General features: G+C 60.6%; 15 protein-coding genes. 9 read left to right on the top strand and 6 right to left on the bottom strand.

The genetic code is table 11. The features are described from left to right. Positions 1 to 13: 13 nt before the first annotated feature. Positions 14 to 1,342: an MFS transporter gene (locus A5906_RS21695; protein WP_080137361.1), complete on the bottom strand. Its 1,329-nt coding sequence runs from the start codon at positions 1,340 to 1,342 to the stop codon at positions 14 to 16. Between the two features lie 31 nt (positions 1,343 to 1,373). Beyond that, positions 1,374 to 1,760, bottom strand: coding sequence for a RidA family protein (locus A5906_RS21690; RefSeq protein ID WP_080137360.1), 387 nt, complete (start codon positions 1,758 to 1,760; stop codon positions 1,374 to 1,376). Between the two features lie 403 nt (positions 1,761 to 2,163). On the opposite strand from A5906_RS21690, the gene A5906_RS21685 reads away from it, so the two are divergent. Next, the gene (locus A5906_RS21685; protein WP_245326841.1) at positions 2,164 to 3,273 is read left to right on the top strand and encodes a LacI family DNA-binding transcriptional regulator; all 1,110 of its coding nucleotides are present in this window, start codon (positions 2,164 to 2,166) and stop codon (positions 3,271 to 3,273) included. Between the two features lie 6 nt (positions 3,274 to 3,279). Here A5906_RS21685 and A5906_RS21680 read toward each other — a convergent pair whose 3' ends face one another. Next, complete coding sequence (locus A5906_RS21680; RefSeq protein WP_161495415.1) at positions 3,280 to 4,239, bottom strand: ABC transporter substrate-binding protein; 960 nt, start codon at positions 4,237 to 4,239, stop codon at positions 3,280 to 3,282. Between the two features lie 159 nt (positions 4,240 to 4,398). Here A5906_RS21680 and A5906_RS21675 point away from each other — a divergent pair, with 159 nt between their 5' ends. The 4 genes from A5906_RS21675 (at position 4,399) to A5906_RS21655 (ending at position 10,531) form a co-directional block, all read left to right on the top strand. Then, on the top strand, positions 4,399 to 4,881 hold the full coding sequence (locus tag A5906_RS21675) for a (2Fe-2S)-binding protein (protein WP_080137357.1): 483 nt from the start codon (positions 4,399 to 4,401) through the stop codon (positions 4,879 to 4,881). Beyond that, positions 4,874 to 6,991 carry a xanthine dehydrogenase family protein molybdopterin-binding subunit gene (locus A5906_RS21670; RefSeq protein WP_080137356.1) on the top strand — a complete coding sequence of 706 codons (2,118 nt, stop codon included), beginning with the start codon at positions 4,874 to 4,876 and terminating at the stop codon, positions 6,989 to 6,991. Before A5906_RS21675 ends, A5906_RS21670 begins: the two co-directional genes overlap by 8 nt. A 1,095-nt stretch (positions 6,992 to 8,086) precedes the next feature. Then, on the top strand, positions 8,087 to 9,100 hold the full coding sequence (locus tag A5906_RS21660; protein ID WP_136615396.1) for a helix-turn-helix transcriptional regulator: 1,014 nt from the start codon (positions 8,087 to 8,089) through the stop codon (positions 9,098 to 9,100). 69 nt (positions 9,101 to 9,169) lie between these two features. Then, positions 9,170 to 10,531: an FAD-binding oxidoreductase gene (locus tag A5906_RS21655; protein WP_080137398.1), complete on the top strand. Its 1,362-nt coding sequence runs from the start codon at positions 9,170 to 9,172 to the stop codon at positions 10,529 to 10,531. A gap of 286 nt (positions 10,532 to 10,817) precedes the next feature. On the opposite strand, the gene A5906_RS21650 is transcribed toward A5906_RS21655, so the two are convergent. The 3 genes from A5906_RS21650 to A5906_RS21640 all read right to left on the bottom strand — a co-directional run bounded on the left by A5906_RS21650 (position 10,818) and on the right by A5906_RS21640 (position 12,184). Next, positions 10,818 to 11,084 carry a hypothetical protein gene (locus A5906_RS21650; protein ID WP_136615395.1) on the bottom strand — a complete coding sequence of 89 codons (267 nt, stop codon included), beginning with the start codon at positions 11,082 to 11,084 and terminating at the stop codon, positions 10,818 to 10,820. A gap of 197 nt (positions 11,085 to 11,281) precedes the next feature. Further along, a complete protein-coding gene (locus tag A5906_RS21645) occupies positions 11,282 to 11,515 on the bottom strand; it encodes a carboxymuconolactone decarboxylase family protein (protein WP_347337608.1) in 234 nt (77 codons plus the stop codon). 51 nt (positions 11,516 to 11,566) lie between these two features. Beyond that, the gene (locus tag A5906_RS21640) at positions 11,567 to 12,184 is read right to left on the bottom strand and encodes an isochorismatase family protein (RefSeq protein ID WP_080137352.1); all 618 of its coding nucleotides are present in this window, start codon (positions 12,182 to 12,184) and stop codon (positions 11,567 to 11,569) included. A gap of 152 nt (positions 12,185 to 12,336) precedes the next feature. Between A5906_RS21640 and A5906_RS21635 the strand changes: the two genes are divergently transcribed. The 4 genes from A5906_RS21635 to A5906_RS21620 all read left to right on the top strand — a co-directional run bounded on the left by A5906_RS21635 (position 12,337) and on the right by A5906_RS21620 (position 16,806). Next, complete coding sequence (locus A5906_RS21635; protein ID WP_080137351.1) at positions 12,337 to 13,248, top strand: LysR substrate-binding domain-containing protein; 912 nt, start codon at positions 12,337 to 12,339, stop codon at positions 13,246 to 13,248. Positions 13,249 to 13,369: 121 nt separating this feature from the next. Continuing rightward, positions 13,370 to 14,254 carry a pirin family protein gene (locus A5906_RS21630; protein ID WP_080137350.1) on the top strand — a complete coding sequence of 295 codons (885 nt, stop codon included), beginning with the start codon at positions 13,370 to 13,372 and terminating at the stop codon, positions 14,252 to 14,254. Then, the gene (locus A5906_RS21625) at positions 14,196 to 15,275 is read left to right on the top strand and encodes an alpha/beta hydrolase (protein ID WP_245326840.1); all 1,080 of its coding nucleotides are present in this window, start codon (positions 14,196 to 14,198) and stop codon (positions 15,273 to 15,275) included. The genes A5906_RS21630 and A5906_RS21625 overlap by 59 nt, the downstream gene beginning before the upstream one ends. Before the next feature lie 22 nt (positions 15,276 to 15,297). Further along, complete coding sequence (locus A5906_RS21620; RefSeq protein ID WP_080137348.1) at positions 15,298 to 16,806, top strand: GMC family oxidoreductase; 1,509 nt, start codon at positions 15,298 to 15,300, stop codon at positions 16,804 to 16,806. Positions 16,807 to 16,851 lie beyond the last annotated feature (45 nt).

Raw genomic sequence — 16,851 nt, 5'->3', positions numbered from 1 at the left:
GCCTTCGCCGCGTTCAGGTTGCGACGATTGCCTCCTCGGCCGGCTCTCGCTCCGGCTCCTCCCCGAGCGAGGCAACGACAATGATCATCGCCAGCAAGGCCGCGCCCATCATCGCCAACACACCGCCGACGCCGTAGCTGCCGAAGATCGGCGCGACGAACAGCGGCACGATGATGCTGGCGGATCGGCCCGCGGCATTGCAGATGCCGACGCCGCGCAAGCGGAATTCTGTCGGAAACAGTTCGGGGACATAGACGGCAAAGAGAACGGCAACCAGAACGTAGATCGGGATCGTCAGGAGAAAGCCGAGCGCGGCCGTCAGCAAGGCGTTACTTGATAGCGAGAAGATCACGCTGAGAAGGATAGTCGTTGCCGCGGCTCCAACGATGGTCGACTTTCGCCCGAAAAAATCGGCGGAAATTGCGCCGAGAGCGGATCCAATTGGTCCACCGACTGCCATGAGCAGAGCGTATCCAGTGCTGCGCGCGATCGTTTCTCCCTGGCCAACGAAGAACGTCGGAAGCCACGTGATGAAGCCGTAGATCAGGGTGTTAACGACCATCAGCGAGACGCAGCCCACGACGAGACGTGCGATATAGGGAGCGCGAAACAGGCCGCTGGCGTCCGGCGCGACGCTTGCCGGCGCGGACATCGCCGTAGGCGGCGGACCGGCGCCGGCTGCGCGCTCGAAGCGCGATACCAACTCATCCGCTTCCGCCTCACGGCCAACAGCCGCCAGCCACCGCGGCGATTCCGGCAAACTGCGGCGGAGAGCAAAGGCAACGAAGGCGCCGACCGCGCCAAGCACGAACATCACCCGCCATCCGAAGGTCGGCACCAGCAGCCATGCCAGAAGGGCAGAGGCTGGCAGTCCCGCAGTCACCAGCGTGCAGATCAGGCCGGACCAGCGGCCGCGCACGCGCGCCGGAAAAAACTCCGCCATGATGGAATAGCCAACGACATTTTCAGCACCAAGGCCGAGCCCCATTAGGAAGCGCAATGCAATCAGCGTCGTCATGTCGGGCGCGAAGGACGACGCGAGCGAGGCGCCGCCGAACAGCATCAGATTGGCCTGGTAGGTAACCCGCCGGCCGTAGCGATCTCCCCAAAACCCCGTCATTAAGGCGCCGAGAGTCATGCCGACGAAGGTAGCGGAGATGAAGAGGCCGTTCTGCGCCAAAGTCGAGAAGCCGGATTTGTACGTCGCTCCGAGTACGCTGGCAGCGATATAGATGTCGAACCCCTCAAAGAACATGCCAACCGCGACCAGGCCAAACACCTTGCGATGCAGCCTCGTAATCGGAAGCCGGTCCAGCCGTGCGCCAATACTGCTCGATGACATGTGCTCATCTCCCCGTTTGAGTTGGCGCGATCTATTCGACGACCGCGATGCCCTGGATTTCGATCAGCATGTTCGGATCGGCAAAGCCCGTGACCGTGATCGCGGCGCTGGCGGGAAAATCGGATCCGAACAGCTCCGTTCTGATCTCCGTCATCCGGGTCGTGTTGCGCGCGTCGGTCAGGAACACCGTCATGGTGACGATGTCCTTGAGTGAGCCGCCGGCTTCCTTCAGGGTCGCCTCGATATTGCGGAAAGTCTGGTAGGTCTGGGCCTCGAAATTACCGGCTAGCGACTTGCCCTCGTCATCTTTCTGGCCCGTATGGCCGGCGATCCAGATGATCTTGCCACCTTCGGTCACGATGGCCGGCGAAAACGCCCGGTTCTTCTGCCATGTACCGCGAACGAATGTCTTCTTCATGGAAGCACCTCTCTCCGTTAATGTCGCGTTCCTGCTGTACAATCGATTGCAGATGTTTGTAGCCGGCGTCAAGCCTCATTTTCGGACGTATGATGCCAATCAAGGGGGCAATGACGGTTCAGCGTCTTGGGGGACTCGCCATTCGAATCGATCGGCGACCGGAAAAAATTCTTTAATTAAAACAATATTTTATTTCGAGAAAGGCTGCAGAGAAAAAGGCCCAGCGCAGGGCGAGCCTGAGCTGCATTCGCAAAAAACAAAACAAGTTCTGCGGGAGCCAACCAGCCTCTCTTGCCTCCGACCGCAGAGGAGAAGGTACATTGAGGTCATGATTTTTTACAAACGATTGTAGAGGTTTGCTTGCAATCTTTGGCGATCTTCTATTTGTTCGGTTGCTCTAAGAGTGATTGCCGTGAAAGCCAGATTCTCTCAATCCAAGGGCAGCCGCCGCACCGTTACCATGAAACAGGTGGCGGAGCTCGCTGGCGTCCATGTTTCAACGGTTTCGCGAGCCTTAAGTCCCGAGACACGGCCGATGGTCGATCCATCCGCCGTTGCGCGGGTACTTAAGGCTGCGCAGGAACTCGGCTACCGGCTGGACCCCGTCGCGGCAAGCCTACGCACCGGACGATCGAAGCTGGTCGGAATATTGGTGCCAGATATCGCGACAAGCGTGTTCACACCGATCCTGACCGGGGCGACCGAGCGGCTGTCGGCGCGCGGCTACTCCACGCTCGTCGCCTATGTCGGCGGCGCTCCAGAACAGCAGCTCGACATCGCAGGCGGCCTGATTGCGCGCCGCGTCGATGGGCTGATCATCGCAACGGCCAGCAGGCACGACCCGCTGGTTTCGTTTTGCGTGGAGCAGAAGCTGCCCGCCGTTCTCGTGAACCGGGCCGAGAAGGAAGCGCGCATTTCGGCCGTCGTATCCGACGACATACAGGGTATGCAACTCGCGGTGGACCATCTGGTCGATCTCGGACACACGGATATCGGTCACCTTGCCGGCCCCCCCGAGCACTCGACGGGATTCTTGCGACGTCAGGGTTTTGCGCAAGGCCTGGCTGCGCGCGGTCTCGATCCGCTGAAGGCACCTTGCGAGGTCGCCGGGAATTACACGCGCGAGCAAGGTGCCGAGTCGATGCGCCGCCTGATCGACGCGAGGCCTGACATCACCGGCATCGTCGCGGCGAACGACCTGCTCGCGCTCGGGGCGTACGATGCGCTCCAGGAAAGGCACATGAATTGCCCGCGCGATATTTCCATTGTCGGACACAACGACATGCCGCTCGTCGACCTCGTGCATCCCGCCCTGACGACGGTTCGCATCAGTCACCGGGAGATGGGGCTTCAAGCGGCGGATCTGCTCCAGCAAGCCATGGAAGACAATGATCAGCTGATCAGGAACATAGTGCTTCCGCCGAAGCTGATCGTCAGGGCTTCAACAGCAGCGCCCCGCACCACTCTTGCGAAGCGCGCAGCGTCCTCCTCACGCAAGGCCGATCGCCGCTGACGCAGCTTAAGCCAGGGCCGAACGCAGGAACGAATCGTCGATATAACGCTCGGGCCCACCGAGGTCGGTCCGCCGGGTGCCATAGATTTCACGCAGCTTGATCACACGGGCGGTGCCGTCGCGGTCAATGGTCAGGCTTTTCTCCAGTCCTCCCTCTAGCACCAGCATACGATGGGCGACGTCGACCACCCCGGCGAGCGCCGGCAGCCGCGCCGCCAGAATTGCGCAGGCCTCGGTCTGATTGCGCGGCTCGCTGAGCCATTGCAGGCTGCGGTGGAACGCCCGGATGAATGCCTGAACGCTGGCACGATTGGCCTCGGCCCAGCCGCGTCGCGCGGCGCCAACAATTCCCTGGTAGCGGCCGAGTACGTCCCGGGCGAGAATCAACCGCCTGTTCCCGGCGCGTTCGGCAGCCAGACACAGCGGCGCATTGAGCAGCGTCGCGCTGCATGCCCCCGCATTGAGTGCGGCAAGCCGCTCCGCGCCCGTACCGATCGCCGCGTAGGCAACATCGCCGTCGAAGAGTCCATTTTGCGCCAGAATTTCCTTCAGCACAAACACATAACCCGTCGTGAGCGCATCGACGGCAAGCGTCCGTCCGGCAAGATTACCAATCGAGGAAATCGATGGGCTCGCCATGACGCTCAAGAGGCCGTCGTCGACGCCCATGAAGGCAAAGAAATCCGCCGGACCAGCGAGGGGGACCTCGCCCTGCCCATTTGCGTACGCGATCACATTGTCGATAGACGTAAGCGCAATGAGCGCTGAGCCGGCATGCAGCGCCTGTGCCATTTGGATCGAGCTCGCGGTCAGCTCGAGCGAAAGGTCGATGCCTTCTCGGGCGAAAAATCCCAAACGCTGCCCGACCCATAGCGGCCAATTGGACGCTCCTGCAAATGCGATCACCCGCACTGGACATGCCTGACTTTTGACGGACGTTGCAGCCCCATCAACACGGTTTTTCACGTTCACCTCCCGGGCGGACTTCGCGATTGATATTCTCTGCAATCGATTGTATGGCAAGTCAAGCAAGTCCTCAATTAGGCTCGGCCAGCGACGACATCTGTGCTGTTCGCCACGCACCTCCTTGAGGATCTTAAACCGAGCGGCACGCACGAGACGGGCATGGCAACGGCATTTACCGTGAATGGCAAACGGGTGGAGGTGACAACCGATGCTGAGACGCCTCTCATCTATGCCTTGAGGAACGAACTTGGGTTACGGGGTACGCGTTTCGGTTGCGGCGGAGAGGACTGCTCCGCGTGCCTAGTCATCGTCGATCAGACGCGGCGCTGCTCATGCACTTATCTGGTCGCGGATGCCGCCGGCAAAAGCGTTCAGACGATCGAAGGGATTACCGGAAACATCGCGGACATTCTTCGCGAGGCCTTCGTCGAAGCTGGTGCAGGTCAATGCGGCTATTGCCTCAGCGGAATATTCGTCACGGCGCACGAACTCGTTGCGGGTAAGCAGCGACCATCGATCGAAGAAGTTAAGAAATCTCTCGGTCGGCATTTGTGCCGCTGCGGTGCTCACGCCGCAATTTTGCGTGGCATTGGCAAAGCGATTGACGCGGTGGACGAATTGGGGGGCTATCGGAATGACTAGGGCAGTCGACGCGCCCCCCAGCGTTCCGGAGTGTCTCGGCGCCTGGTTTGATCTCTCAAGCGAGGGAACCGCGGTTCTAAAAACCGGTAAGGTCGAGCTGGGGCAAGGCATCCTGCTCGCCTTAAGGCAGATCGCCGCCGAGGAGCTCGACTTGTCGCTAGCTAAGACTGCTACCGTGTCTGGCGACACAGCGGTCTCGCCATTTGAGGCTGGTACGGTCGGAAGCATGTCGATCGAGACCTCCGGCCCGCTCGTGCGACGCGCCGCAGCGGAGCTGCGGCATCGCCTATTCGACGCGGCGGCAATGCGATTGCAAGCTCGACGCACCGAGATAACTGCAATGGATGGCAATTTCCATCTCAACGGCGCTCCGACAGCCGAGACCTACTGGACTGCGGCGGACGACATAAATTTCGATGTTCCAATCACTGGGCAGGCGACTCCGAAGCCACGGCAGAGCTACGAAATCGTCGGAGCAAGTCCGCCGAGAACGGAGCTGCTGGAGCGCATTGGCGGCGGTGCTTTCATCCACGACTTTACCTTGGAGGGCATGTTACATGGAAAAATCATCCGCAAGCCATGCCTGATGGCCCATCTCGACTCCGTCGACGCCAAGGTCGTAGAGAGGCTTGCGGGCGTCGTGCAGGTGATCCGCCAGAATAATCTCGTCGGCGTCATCGCAGACAGCGAATATGGCCTTCAAGTTGCCGCGGCAAAGCTCGAGCGGCACTGCACCTGGCGCTTCCCGCCATCGCAGGAGACCAAGCTAACTGCGCAGGAGATCCTTTTGCGCGCATCGAGCATCGACAGTGTGATCCACTCGGACGAGGGCTCCGAGTTGGATCAGACTAGCGGCGGTGACGATGTGCTCACAGCGACGTATACCAAGCCGTTGATAGCCCACGGCTCGATCGGACCATCTTGCGGGGTCGCGGTCGTCACTGAGGGGCATGTCGAGGTATGGACCCACTCGCAGAACGTCTTTGCTCTTCGCGCGCAGATTGCCGAGGTGCTGGACGTACCGCCGGAAATCGTCCGGGTGCGGCACATGCTTGCAGCCGGATGTTACGGCCATAACGGTGCCGACGATGCAGCCATGGATGCGGTGCTTCTGGCCAGCCGTCTGCCGGGACGCCCCGTCAGGGTTCAGTGGAGCCGCAAGGACGAGTTGACATCAGAACCGCTCGGTTCGCCGATGCGTGTCGAAATCGCCGCCAAATTATCGGGTTCTCGGATTTCCGGGTGGCGGCTGTCGACACGGTCTGGCACCCACATCCAGCGGCCCGGCTGGAACGGCTCTGTCAATTTGCTTGCCCCCGCCGCGGCGGACGATGCGTTTGCACTTCGCGCGGATACCGATCTGCCATTTCACAACGGCGGCTCGAAGAACGCGGTCGCGCTCTATGATTTTCCCCAACACGTTACCTATCAATTTGTTCCCAACCTTCCGTTTCGGCTCTCCGCGCTCCGGTCCTTGGGTGCTTTCGCCAACGTGTTCGCGATCGAAAGCTTCATGGATGAATTGGCTCAAATCGCGAACGTTGACCCGGTAGAATTTCGGCTCGCTCACCTGTCCGATGAACGAGCCAGCGATGTAATTCGACGCGTGGCCGAGTTGGCAAACTGGTCATCGCCGTGCCAACACGGATTGGCGCGTGGGCTAGGGTTTGCTCGATTCAAAAATACGGGGACGTATTGCGCTGTCGCCGTCCTCGTTGCGGTCGAGGAAAACGTGGAGCTCCGCGGTATGTGGGCCGCGGTCGATGCGGGTCTTGCCATCAATCCGACTGGGATCGTTTCCCAGATCGAAGGTGGCATGGTGCAGGCGGCCAGCTGGACCCTCAAGGAAGAGGTTCCAACAGACGGTGCGCGCCTGACGGCCGAGAGCTGGAAGGATTATCCAATCTTGACCTTCACGGAGGTGCCTGAGATTACAGTTGAAGTCCTATCGAGGCCGGACTGCGCCCCGAGTGGGGTCGGCGAAGCGTCCCTGGGCCCCACCGCAGCTGCAATCGCCAATGCAGTCGCTGGAGCTCTGGGGATCCGCTTGCGGGACCTGCCCCTCACTCGCGATCGTATTATCGCCGCGCTGATGAGCACGGAAGTGTAACAATTGCTCCACCTCAGGAGCATTGGTTTGAGCGACCTTTGATTTTTGACACCATTAAATTTTGGCGCTGCGGTACGAGCTTGAGCCTGATCCGAGCAGCCCCCGGTATGACTCAGACCATATGCTTTGCGGCGTATGATTTTCGACACGCTGTCGAACAGCACTAGATCACCGCGTGAACGACGTTTGTGACCGATAAATCTTGCGGTTCGTTACATTCGTAGTCGATTCGAGATCTGCAGTGATGCGGGCGTAACGGACGAGGCTTAGAGTATCGTCCGTTCGTCACTGCGGAGGACTTCACTGCGGAGGACTTGGGATGCTCAAATCGATTCCAACACCGACGATGACTGGTCAGTGCGGCCATCGGAAGAGGAAAGTAGACGGAGTGCTGCTTAAGCGTGATCCGCCCGCTAATAACATTGCCGCTCGGCAGATCGTGGTCGACAGGTGGCTTAATTTGTCATCTGTTGGTCAGACGGCGCCCGTTCTTAGGCCAGATAACTCCGCCGGCTGGTGCTCAGCTATCATTACATCGTTGATAGAAGGATTCGCACTGTATGCCGCACTAAGCATGGGTGGCTTCACAGTGTGCGACATGGAACCAATTGGAAGCTGGCCTCGCAAAGCCGGCGTCCAGCCGCCCGGCAACAATTAGGTTTCAGCCGGAAATGGCGACAGCAGATACCCCGCGCATCCCGCGCTCTTGCGGCGCCGGTTCGGCGATCCTTCCGCTGACCATCCCGGCGGAGCGTTGGACCGTGGCGCCCTACTTTCATGGTGGTGGCGCGCCTACGCTCGATGATTGACTCTGTAAGATGGGCTAAGCACAGCCGGATACGGGCCGACCAACGAATAGGTCGAGGCCCCTTTTACTCTTCACAAATTGAGGCTGAATGTCTCGGACGGGAAATGCACTCCACTTTCGAAGGCCGCCGCCAAAGCCGCTGACGTGGAGTGGGGCCTCAGTCCATCCCAGCTGTCCCCGAGCTTGCGCCGGTTCAGATACATCCCTGTGCGGGCAGCATCCGATGATGCAATCGAGGGGGTTGGGTCGGTGCAAAAGGTTGAATCGGTCATTGAATAGGAGTGCGTGTGAAGTCGGATGTCGCTTTCGAATGCATCTTAAGGCGTGCTGGACTGAGGGGACACGGCGGAAATCTTGCGGATGTGACATGGTCAAACGCTAACGAGCAAGGCGTCGGCGCCAACACGGTGTGGGTTGGTCGAGACATCGGAGTATTTATCGTCAAACGCGCGACGTCGAGTGAGATCGGATTGGAGGCGGTGGCGAGCCGGGATGTCATCGTTTGCAGCGTCGTCCTTGATCCACATGAAGTCCAGACCGAATTTGCCATTCATGAAACACATGTCGGTGCAGATGGTGCCGATTTGACGATGGTCTTCGTTCCCAGACATGAGCGTTTCAAGTTCGCGGCTCGGGCGCCGAACGGCCTTCAAGCCGTGACGCTCGTCATCGATATTACCGCCCTGATCGAGAATCGTGGCCTTTCTTATGGCAACCTCCCCGTCTCCCTTCGCCGCGTGATCGGGGCACGCGAGCTTATGGTCGAAAAGTTGATACCTGGCCGATTCGGCACGGTCGCCTGTGAGATCGCTGCGCATCGGCCCGGGCTTGCAGAACTCCCCGAACTCTTCTACGAGGCCAAATCGCTCGACCTGACGTCTGCGCTGTTCAGCGAAATTGCTCGGCGCGACGCGCTCGACGCTGGCGGCGGCCGTGTTGGGTCGCAGGCTCTCGAGCGCCTCCGGAAAGTCAGGGAGAGCATCGACCGGGCGCCGCATCGCAGTTTAGATATCGATGCGCTCGCCCGCGCAGCGGGCATGAATCGAACCAAACTTCGGCTCGTCTTCAGGCAGGTTTACGGTACCACGCTGTCGGGCTATCGAAACGCGCTGCTGCTGCGGCGCGCTGATCTCGCCCTCAAGGAAGCGGGAGCCAGTGTCACGCAGGCCGCCCGGGAAGCAGGCTACGCAACCCCGTCCGGGTTCATCGCGGCGTATCGCCGCCAATACGGTTTCAGTCCGGGCAAAGTCCGGGCGATTGATGCCGCCATCGTGAGCAATAGCTGCGCAGGCCGCGATTGATGCTGCGATCTGCGATATCGAATTGTGAGATGTGGTGGTGGTCGGATGAATCAATAGCGGACAGCAAACATGACGCAGAATGAAATCGGCCGGTCTGGCGATGTCGTAAGAGCGCTGAGGGCGCAATTCCAGGTTCGTGTCATCTCCCGGGAGGACCCGGACTATGTGAGCGCAAGAAGAGTCTGGAACCGCGACGTCGATCACCATCCAACTGCGATCGTCTACTGCAGCGATGTCGATGACGTGCAGGCTGCGGTACGAGTTGCCCGCGCTCATCAAATGCCGCTTTCGGTTCGGGGCGCTGGCTTTGATGTGGTCGGACGCGCGGTCCGGCCGGATGGGCTTGTAATCGACCTGTCGAGAATGAACCAAGTTCGCATCGAACAGCAGACGGGGGTCGTCGGTGGCGGTGCGACAGCTGCAGACGTTGTCGCTGCGGCCGATGCGGCTGACCAGATGGCGGTGACGGGCTGGAATGGACGCCCGGGCATAACGGGGCTCGCGACAGTCGGAGGATACGGTCCCTTGCTCGCAAGCCGCGGGCTTGCGCTGGACAATCTAATCGGCGCAGACTTGGTGCTCGCGGACGGCCAGTGTGTGAGCGTCGATAAGGACCGGCACGCCGATCTGTTCTGGGCGCTACGCGGTGGCGGCGGCAACTTCGGCGTCGTCACGTCGCTGAAGATTCGCTTGCATCCCGCGCGGCGAGTTCTCGGTGGGATGATCCTGTTTGCCTGGACAGAAGCCGAAACTGTTCTAAGCCGCCATGCCGAGTTCATGCATTCGGCCAGCAATGATCTTGCGGTCGTGGTTGGGATCATAGCACTGCCCGACGGCAATCCAGCGCTTTTTTTTGCGCCAGCCTGGACCGGCCAATTGTCGGCGGGTGAAATCGCAATGGAGGTCCTTAAACGGTGCGGGACACCCATTCATGTCCAGCTCGGTTTGATGAGCTATCAGGAACTCGTTCAAGGCTTCGACGCACGCGTGGTGAATGATCGCCACTATGCGGTTGAGACAAGATGGATCCCGAAGCTCGACATCAATGCCATTGCCATCCTGATGGCGGGCGCTGCGCGGCGAACATCACCGCTCTCGACCGTCATCCTACAACACTTCCGTGGCCTTCCGACCCAATTGCCGCCCGACAGCACAGCGTTTGGGATGAGGCGCGAACATATCATGGTCGAGGCGATCGCGGCGTGGGACTCCTCTCTGGATGACCACGGAACCGCCCATCGGCGCTGGGCTCAGGATCTGTGCCGGGCGTTGGAGCCGGTGTCGTTGCCGGGCGGCTATCCAAATGCGCTAGGACCCAATGCTCATGACCAGATCGCGCGTGCCTATGGTGAAAATCTACCGCGACTCCAAACCGTGAAACGCCGTTACGATCCGAGCGGCATCTTTGCCGCGACACCACTTCCACTCTGATTTGCGAGACCGCGATCGATCACACCGATGCCGGCGATTCCCGAGGAAAGCATCAGAAGGTCGGCCGGCCGCGCAGGGGCGCGTGCCGGCCAGCACGCAGGCGACAAGTTGGGCACAGTTCCTATTTCGCGTAGCTTGCGACGATCTGCCGACAAGCTTTGCCCCTAGTATATCAAGTGCATCAACATCCCGGAATTTTACCAGGGTTACTGGGATCTGATCAGACCCCCACTGGCTTCACGCTTTGCTCGATCAGTCGGACCAGACTGCAGGTGATCCCATGCTCTTAGGCCCGCGAAAGCGACCTTAGGCTCGACAACGTTCCTTTGACCACAACCAGAGCCACCAAAGCCACCCAGATGAAGCAAGCGGCGACATGAATCCATTGACTGACGAAGCGGGGCGGATGCTCGTCGAGATTGCGCCAAGTTCCGCTCATGCCCGCTAGACCAATAGCGATGGCCGTATACGCGAGCGATACGTTGTCGATGGCGTCGGCCACTCGTCCAGAGAGTTTGCCGTTGGCGGGAAGCTCTGCCAACATCCCATTCATTGTTCATCTCCCCAAGTTTACGGTATTCGAGAGGCCGGCCTGTCCAGTCCGGCAACCCTTCTTTTCTTTGAGTTAGGTCCGGCTCAGACTTCGTCCGACGCCTTGAAAGCATCGAAGGTACGCGTCGAGTAGACGATCGCAGCACCAGCGTTGATCGAAACCGACCACGCCGAGAGCTTCGGCGAGCTCATCGGACATTACGCCAAGCTTCCTCGCGTTTGGGCATGGATCGCAATGCAGCCGTCGCAGCGGAGCGAGACAGCGACGGCCAGTGCGATCAGTTCGCGCGTCTTCGCGTCGAGGCGGCCGGTCTTTGAAGCGGCGCCAGCGACCGTAGTATAGCCACGAACGGCGTCCGGGCTCAGCATCGAGAGCTCTCCGACACCAGCGACAAGTTGATGTCGATAGTTATTCCAATCGTGCATGCTCATGACTCGCTTCTCACTTGAATATTCCCGGCGATCTGGTCCCGATCTGAGCTATTATTTGCGGTGCGCGGCGGCGACTTGGCCGACGAGGGTTGCCCAAGGCATGTCTAGCGCAGCGTAGACTGGGCCAGCCTCCCGCCGTCCGTTGTCTTTCAGTATCTCGACCATCATCGTGGCGTGGTCGGAGAGGATCACGCCAGCCTGCTGCATGCGGAACAGGTTCACTTGGTGTTTGGTGTCGCTGAATGTTCCGCAAGCATCGACGGCGACATAGGCATCCAGGCCACGGGCCACCGCGGTCATGGCGGGAAATCCTGCGCAGACTTCGAGTGAGATGCCCGCGAAAATGAGCTTCCTGCGCCCGGTCGCCTCGATGGCCTCCGCGACACGCGCATCGTCATAGGCGTTGACCGTCGAGCGATCGATGATGTTGACACCGGGGAGGGCCTCGACGAGTTCAGGAATTGTGGGCCCCCACATGCTCTCCGCCGCCGTTGTGGTGACTACGATCGGAAGATTCAACGCCTTCGCCGACTTGGCGAGTGCGACGATGTTGTGCTTGAGTTCGCCTATCGAATAGTCGCGCACGCCGGTCATAAGCCCGACCTGGTGATCAACAAGAATTACGGCGGCGTTGTCCGAGGTGAGTGGCTCATACTTCCGAATGTTCATAGCGTCCTCCTACGTTGGCGCCCGGATGGGTCCTGAGCATGGGTCACGACACTTCGCCGTGACAGCGCATAACCAGATACCGGCTAGACGAACGGGCCAAAAGTGGTCAATATCCGGACTTACCGTCCATCAGGCTGGACGATGGGGGAGCCGTGCTCGATCTCAATGACTTCTATCTATTCGTCCAGGTCGTGGACCGAGGCGGATTTACCGCCGCCAGCCGTACGTTGCGGACCCCGAAGTCGACGCTCAGTCACCGGATGCAGCAGCTGGAGGCGAGCCTGGGCGTACGGCTCCTTAACCGCACGTCACGCCGCTTCGGGATGACTGATGTAGGAGCGGAGTTTTACCGTCACGCAGTCGAGATGCTTCGCCAGGCCGAGACTGCGGAGGCGATCATCAAGGAACGGGTCGGCGAGCCGAGCGGGACGATCAGATGTACCGGAGGGGTGGCGACGATGCAGTTCGCGATGTCGGACGTCATCGCCGATTTTCTTGTTAACTACCCAAAGGTCAACGTGGTGGTGCATGCCGTCGACCGCACTGTCGACATCGTGGGCGAGAACTTCGACATCGCAATTCGTGCGCACACGAACCCGCTCCCGGACTCCAACCTGGTGCAGCGGACCCTGGCGCCAGCACCTTGGTTTCTATTTGCCGGCGAATCATATCTGAAGAAGAACGGCGAGCCAGAGAAGCCACAGGATCTTCGCAATCACCCATCCCTATTCATGATGCGAACCGGCGTCGATGCGGTCTGGCACCTTCGCCACGTGCGTCAGTCCAAGAACGAGGAAGTCGTGCCGCTGACTCCGCGCCTGCTAAGCGATGACATGGTGGGCCTCCAGCAGGCCGCGATCCGCGGGTTGGGGATTGTAGCATTGCCCGGCTACATTTGCCGGGCGGCCGTGAAGTCGGGCAAGCTGCGCCGTGTCCTTCCGAACTGGATCGCCGGCGATTCGACACTCACCGCACTGATCCCCTACCGTCAGGGCCTACTTCCATCCGTGCGCGTTTTTCTCGACCATCTCGCGGCCGAGCTTCCGAAAACCGTGTTGATGTAGATCGGCATCGTCCTCCCGTCGTCCAACGCAATGGACGCTAAGTCCTAATCATGCGGACTTCCCGGCACGATCGAACGCGACCTAGATTGACCTTCGAGGGCAACACCTGAGGAGGATCACGATGAACCAAGCCGCAATCGTCGAACGCATTGACCAAGCATCCGATCGCAGGGAGAGAGTCGGCGCCATCGTCTCGGCGAAGCCTCTCAGCATCGGACAGGGCTTCACCGCCCATCACTTCTCCGAAGAAATGTTTTGCGGCAGCATGGATCCCCTCCTGATGGCCGACGACTTCACGATGACAGCGCCGACCTTCGACCCGCACCTCCATGCAGGCATCTCAGCCGTCACGGCGGTTTTCGAGGATGCCCGCGGGGAATTCATCAATCGCGATACGCTGGGACACAACATTGCGTTGAAGGCCGGCGATCTGTACTGGCTTTCGGCCGCCCAGGGAGCAGCGCATGAGGAGCGGCCGGCCGATGGAGCCTGCATCCACGCCCTCCAGATCTTCGTCAACCTGCCGCGGCACTTGAAAAAGGAGCCCGCACGCTCGCTGCATGTGTCGGCCGACGAGGTGCCCGTGCTGGCAGGCCCGGGCCATCGAGTGCGTGTGCTTCTTGGCCGCAGCGGAACGGCGACCGGCGCCGAGGATACACCGGAAGAGATGACCATGCTCGACGGCTACCTGACGAGCGGCAGCTTTCAGCACCGGCTGCCCGAGGGGCGCCAAGCCTGGATTTATGCGGTCTCGGGGGCGCCCATCGTCCGCTGCGGCGACGCCGAACGCGCGCTGCGGCCGGCGACCGCCACGACAATCGAGGCTGGTCCACCCACGGACGTGCTCGTCGAAGCTACAGCATCGGCGCACTTCGTGCTGATGGCCGCGCGGCCGATCCGCGAGCCCTTCGTCAAGCACGGCCCGCTCGTCATGTCGACCGAAGTCGATGTTCACCGCACGCTCGCCTCCTACGCCGAAGGCAAGTTCGGGCGAATCCCAACCTAGCCGCAACCCGACACCGAATGCGACGTCGGACGCGCGTTTCGCGCGGTCGGTCAGTCATGTCTGTCAGCAAAAGGATTTTTTAACGATGAAAGCGGGTTTCGGCTCCAAGACGGAATTCATCCGGATCGCGCCTGGTGAACGGGAGCGCGAACGCGCGCTGCGCGAACGGTTCGCGACGTTCTGGAGCGCAGCAAAGGGCAGCCCCCGGACGATCTACGACGTGTTCATCTCGGGAAGTCCGATCGCCGCCGACGTAACCATTGACTCGGTCGACGACGAAGCCGTGCACGGTTTCTTCATCCGTCCGCCGCGGGCCCCTGCTGCCGACGAAGCGATCCTGTTTCTGCACGGCGGCGGCTACGTCCTCGGTTCTGCCATGGCTTATCGCGGCTTCGTCAGCCAGATCGTCAGCCGCGTCAACGTGCCCGCTCTCGTCATCGACTATCCGCTTGCTCCGGAAGCCTCGCTTCCCGCCGCCCCGAATACCGCGAGAAGCGCCTGGCAATATCTGATCCGCAAGGGCTTCGATCGAATTGCTATCGTTGGCGATTCCGCGGGCGGCGGACTTTCGCTGGTGACCCTCGCGAGCCTGACCAAGAATACCTCTGGACCGACGCCGGTCGGCGGCGCAGTGTTCTCTCCATGGACCGATCTGTCGTTCACCGGCGCGTCCATGACCGATCCCGCAGTAATCGATCCTTTGATTAGCTTCGACTATCTGCGCGACTGCGCAGCCAAATATGTCGGCCCTTACAGGCCCGACCATCCGTTGGCTTCGCCGCTGTTCAGTGATCTGAAGGGCCTTCCGCCGCTGCTTATCCAGGTCGGAACGGACGAGAAGTTGCTCGACGATTCGCGGCAATACGCCGCGCGGGCGTCGCAGGCTGGCGTACCCGTCGAACTTCAGATCTTCGAGGGCATGCATCACGTCTTCCAGCTCGACGTCTCCCATTTGGAGACCAGCCGGAACGCGCTCGATAGTGCCGCCCGCTTTCTCCGCACGGTCTTCGACGCCCGGTAACGCATAACGAAAGTCACTCATCATGGCCAACGAAAAGAAATTTGACATCGTCATCGGGGGAGGCGGCTCCGCCGGTGCCGTGCTCGCCAACCGCCTCAGTGAAAGAAGGACTCGTTCGGTTCTCCTGATCGAAGCTGGCCCAGCCTACGCATCCGGCGACTATCCGGACATCATCGCGAACGCTGACCGGGTCGGCGGCGATGATCACCACGATTGGGGCTACCACACCCAGGACCATCTCGGGCTTGGCCACGATATCAAAGCGATCCGCGGCAAGGTGCTCGGCGGAAGCTCCGGCGTCAACGCGGCAGTCGCGATGCGCGCGCGTCCCGTCGACTTCAGCAACTGGAGCAAGCATGGACTCGAAGGCTGGTCCTTTGAGGATGTCTTGCCGATCTATAAGGCGATGGAGAACACGCCGACCGGTGAGGACGCCTGGCATGGTCGCAGCGGCCCATTCCCGATCCGGCAGCGAACCATGGAAGAGAACACGCCGTCCATGCGTGCCTTCGTACTGGCCGCGGAAGCCTGCGGCCTGCCGCGCGTCAGCGACTTCAATGGCAGTGAACAGCATGGTGTATCGCCCTATCCGCTGAACGTCGTCGGCGGAAATCGCATCAACACGGGCATGGCCTATTTAACCGAAGATGTCCGCGCTCGCTCCAATCTGACGATCAGGGGCGGCGTCGAAGCGGATCGGGTGATCTTCGATAACCACCGTGCGGTCGGCGTGCGTCTAGCCAGCGGAGAGATCATCGAGGCCGCACAGGTCATTTTGTCGGCAGGCGCTTATGGCAGTCCCGCAATCTTGATGCGCTCGGGCGTCGGCCCCGCCTTCCACCTGAACGAGCTCGATATTCCAGTCATTGTCGATGCCGCGGTTGGGCAGCGATTGAAGGAGCACCCGTTCTACTACAACGTTTACGCCTTGAGGCCAGAGGTGAACTCCATGACACCTGCGGCCGGCGCAATCGTCTGGACGAGGTCCAGCGAGGCGGGCGACAACGAGCTCGACCTGCATATTTCTGGTACTCACATCTTCGATCCGGCGGACAGCCCTACCGGTGGCGCAATCGTTCTCGCCTGCTCAGTGACGCAGCCGAAATCGGTGGGCACGATCCGGCTGTCGAGCCGCGACCCGCGAGCCATGCCGCTCATCCGCTTCAACTTCTTCCAGGACAAGAGCGATCTGCGCCGAATGATCGAAGCCGTCAAGCTCTCGCGCAAGATCGCAGCTACCGCGCCGTTCTGCGACTTGCTTGCGTCCGAAATGCTTCCAGGCAGCGCTGTTCGCGACGATGCGGCCCTGGAGAAGGCAATTATCGCGCAGGTCGACGGCTATTCGCATCCGACATCCTCGGTGCCGATGGGCGGACCTGAGGATCCCGACGCGGTGGTCGACAGCCGTGGCAAGGTCCGCGGCGTCGACGGGCTGCACGTGGTGGATGCTTCCATCATGCCCGACATCGTCTCGGCTCCGACCAACGTCACGACCATCATGATGGCGGAAGCCATCGCGCGCAAACTTTGAATTACGTCGACCTTACCGGACGATAATCGAACGCTCCGTATAAAT

Origin of the sequence: Bradyrhizobium sacchari (assembly GCF_002068095.1) — a bacterium.
Classification (GTDB): Bacteria; Pseudomonadota; Alphaproteobacteria; order Rhizobiales; family Xanthobacteraceae; genus Bradyrhizobium; species Bradyrhizobium sacchari.
Note: the sequence above shows the minus strand (reverse complement) of the source record. Positions and strands in the feature narration are given on the sequence as shown.

Excerpts from the sequence above, each read along its gene's own strand:
- A5906_RS21695 (WP_080137361.1), bottom strand. The coding sequence starts at position 1,342 with ATGTCATCGAGCAGTATTGGCGCACGGCTGGACCGGCTTCCGATTACG.
- A5906_RS21690 (WP_080137360.1), bottom strand. The coding sequence starts at position 1,760 with ATGAAGAAGACATTCGTTCGCGGTACATGGCAGAAGAACCGGGCGTTT.
- A5906_RS21675 (WP_080137357.1), top strand. The coding sequence starts at position 4,399 with ATGGCAACGGCATTTACCGTGAATGGCAAACGGGTGGAGGTGACAACC.
- A5906_RS21670 (WP_080137356.1), top strand. The coding sequence starts at position 4,874 with ATGACTAGGGCAGTCGACGCGCCCCCCAGCGTTCCGGAGTGTCTCGGC.
- A5906_RS21655 (WP_080137398.1), top strand. The coding sequence starts at position 9,170 with ATGACGCAGAATGAAATCGGCCGGTCTGGCGATGTCGTAAGAGCGCTG.
- A5906_RS21650 (WP_136615395.1), bottom strand. The coding sequence starts at position 11,084 with ATGAATGGGATGTTGGCAGAGCTTCCCGCCAACGGCAAACTCTCTGGA.
- A5906_RS21645 (WP_347337608.1), bottom strand. The coding sequence starts at position 11,515 with ATGAGCATGCACGATTGGAATAACTATCGACATCAACTTGTCGCTGGT.
- A5906_RS21640 (WP_080137352.1), bottom strand. The coding sequence starts at position 12,184 with ATGAACATTCGGAAGTATGAGCCACTCACCTCGGACAACGCCGCCGTA.
- A5906_RS21630 (WP_080137350.1), top strand. The coding sequence starts at position 13,370 with ATGAACCAAGCCGCAATCGTCGAACGCATTGACCAAGCATCCGATCGC.
- A5906_RS21625 (WP_245326840.1), top strand. The coding sequence starts at position 14,196 with ATGTTCACCGCACGCTCGCCTCCTACGCCGAAGGCAAGTTCGGGCGAA.
- A5906_RS21620 (WP_080137348.1), top strand. The coding sequence starts at position 15,298 with ATGGCCAACGAAAAGAAATTTGACATCGTCATCGGGGGAGGCGGCTCC.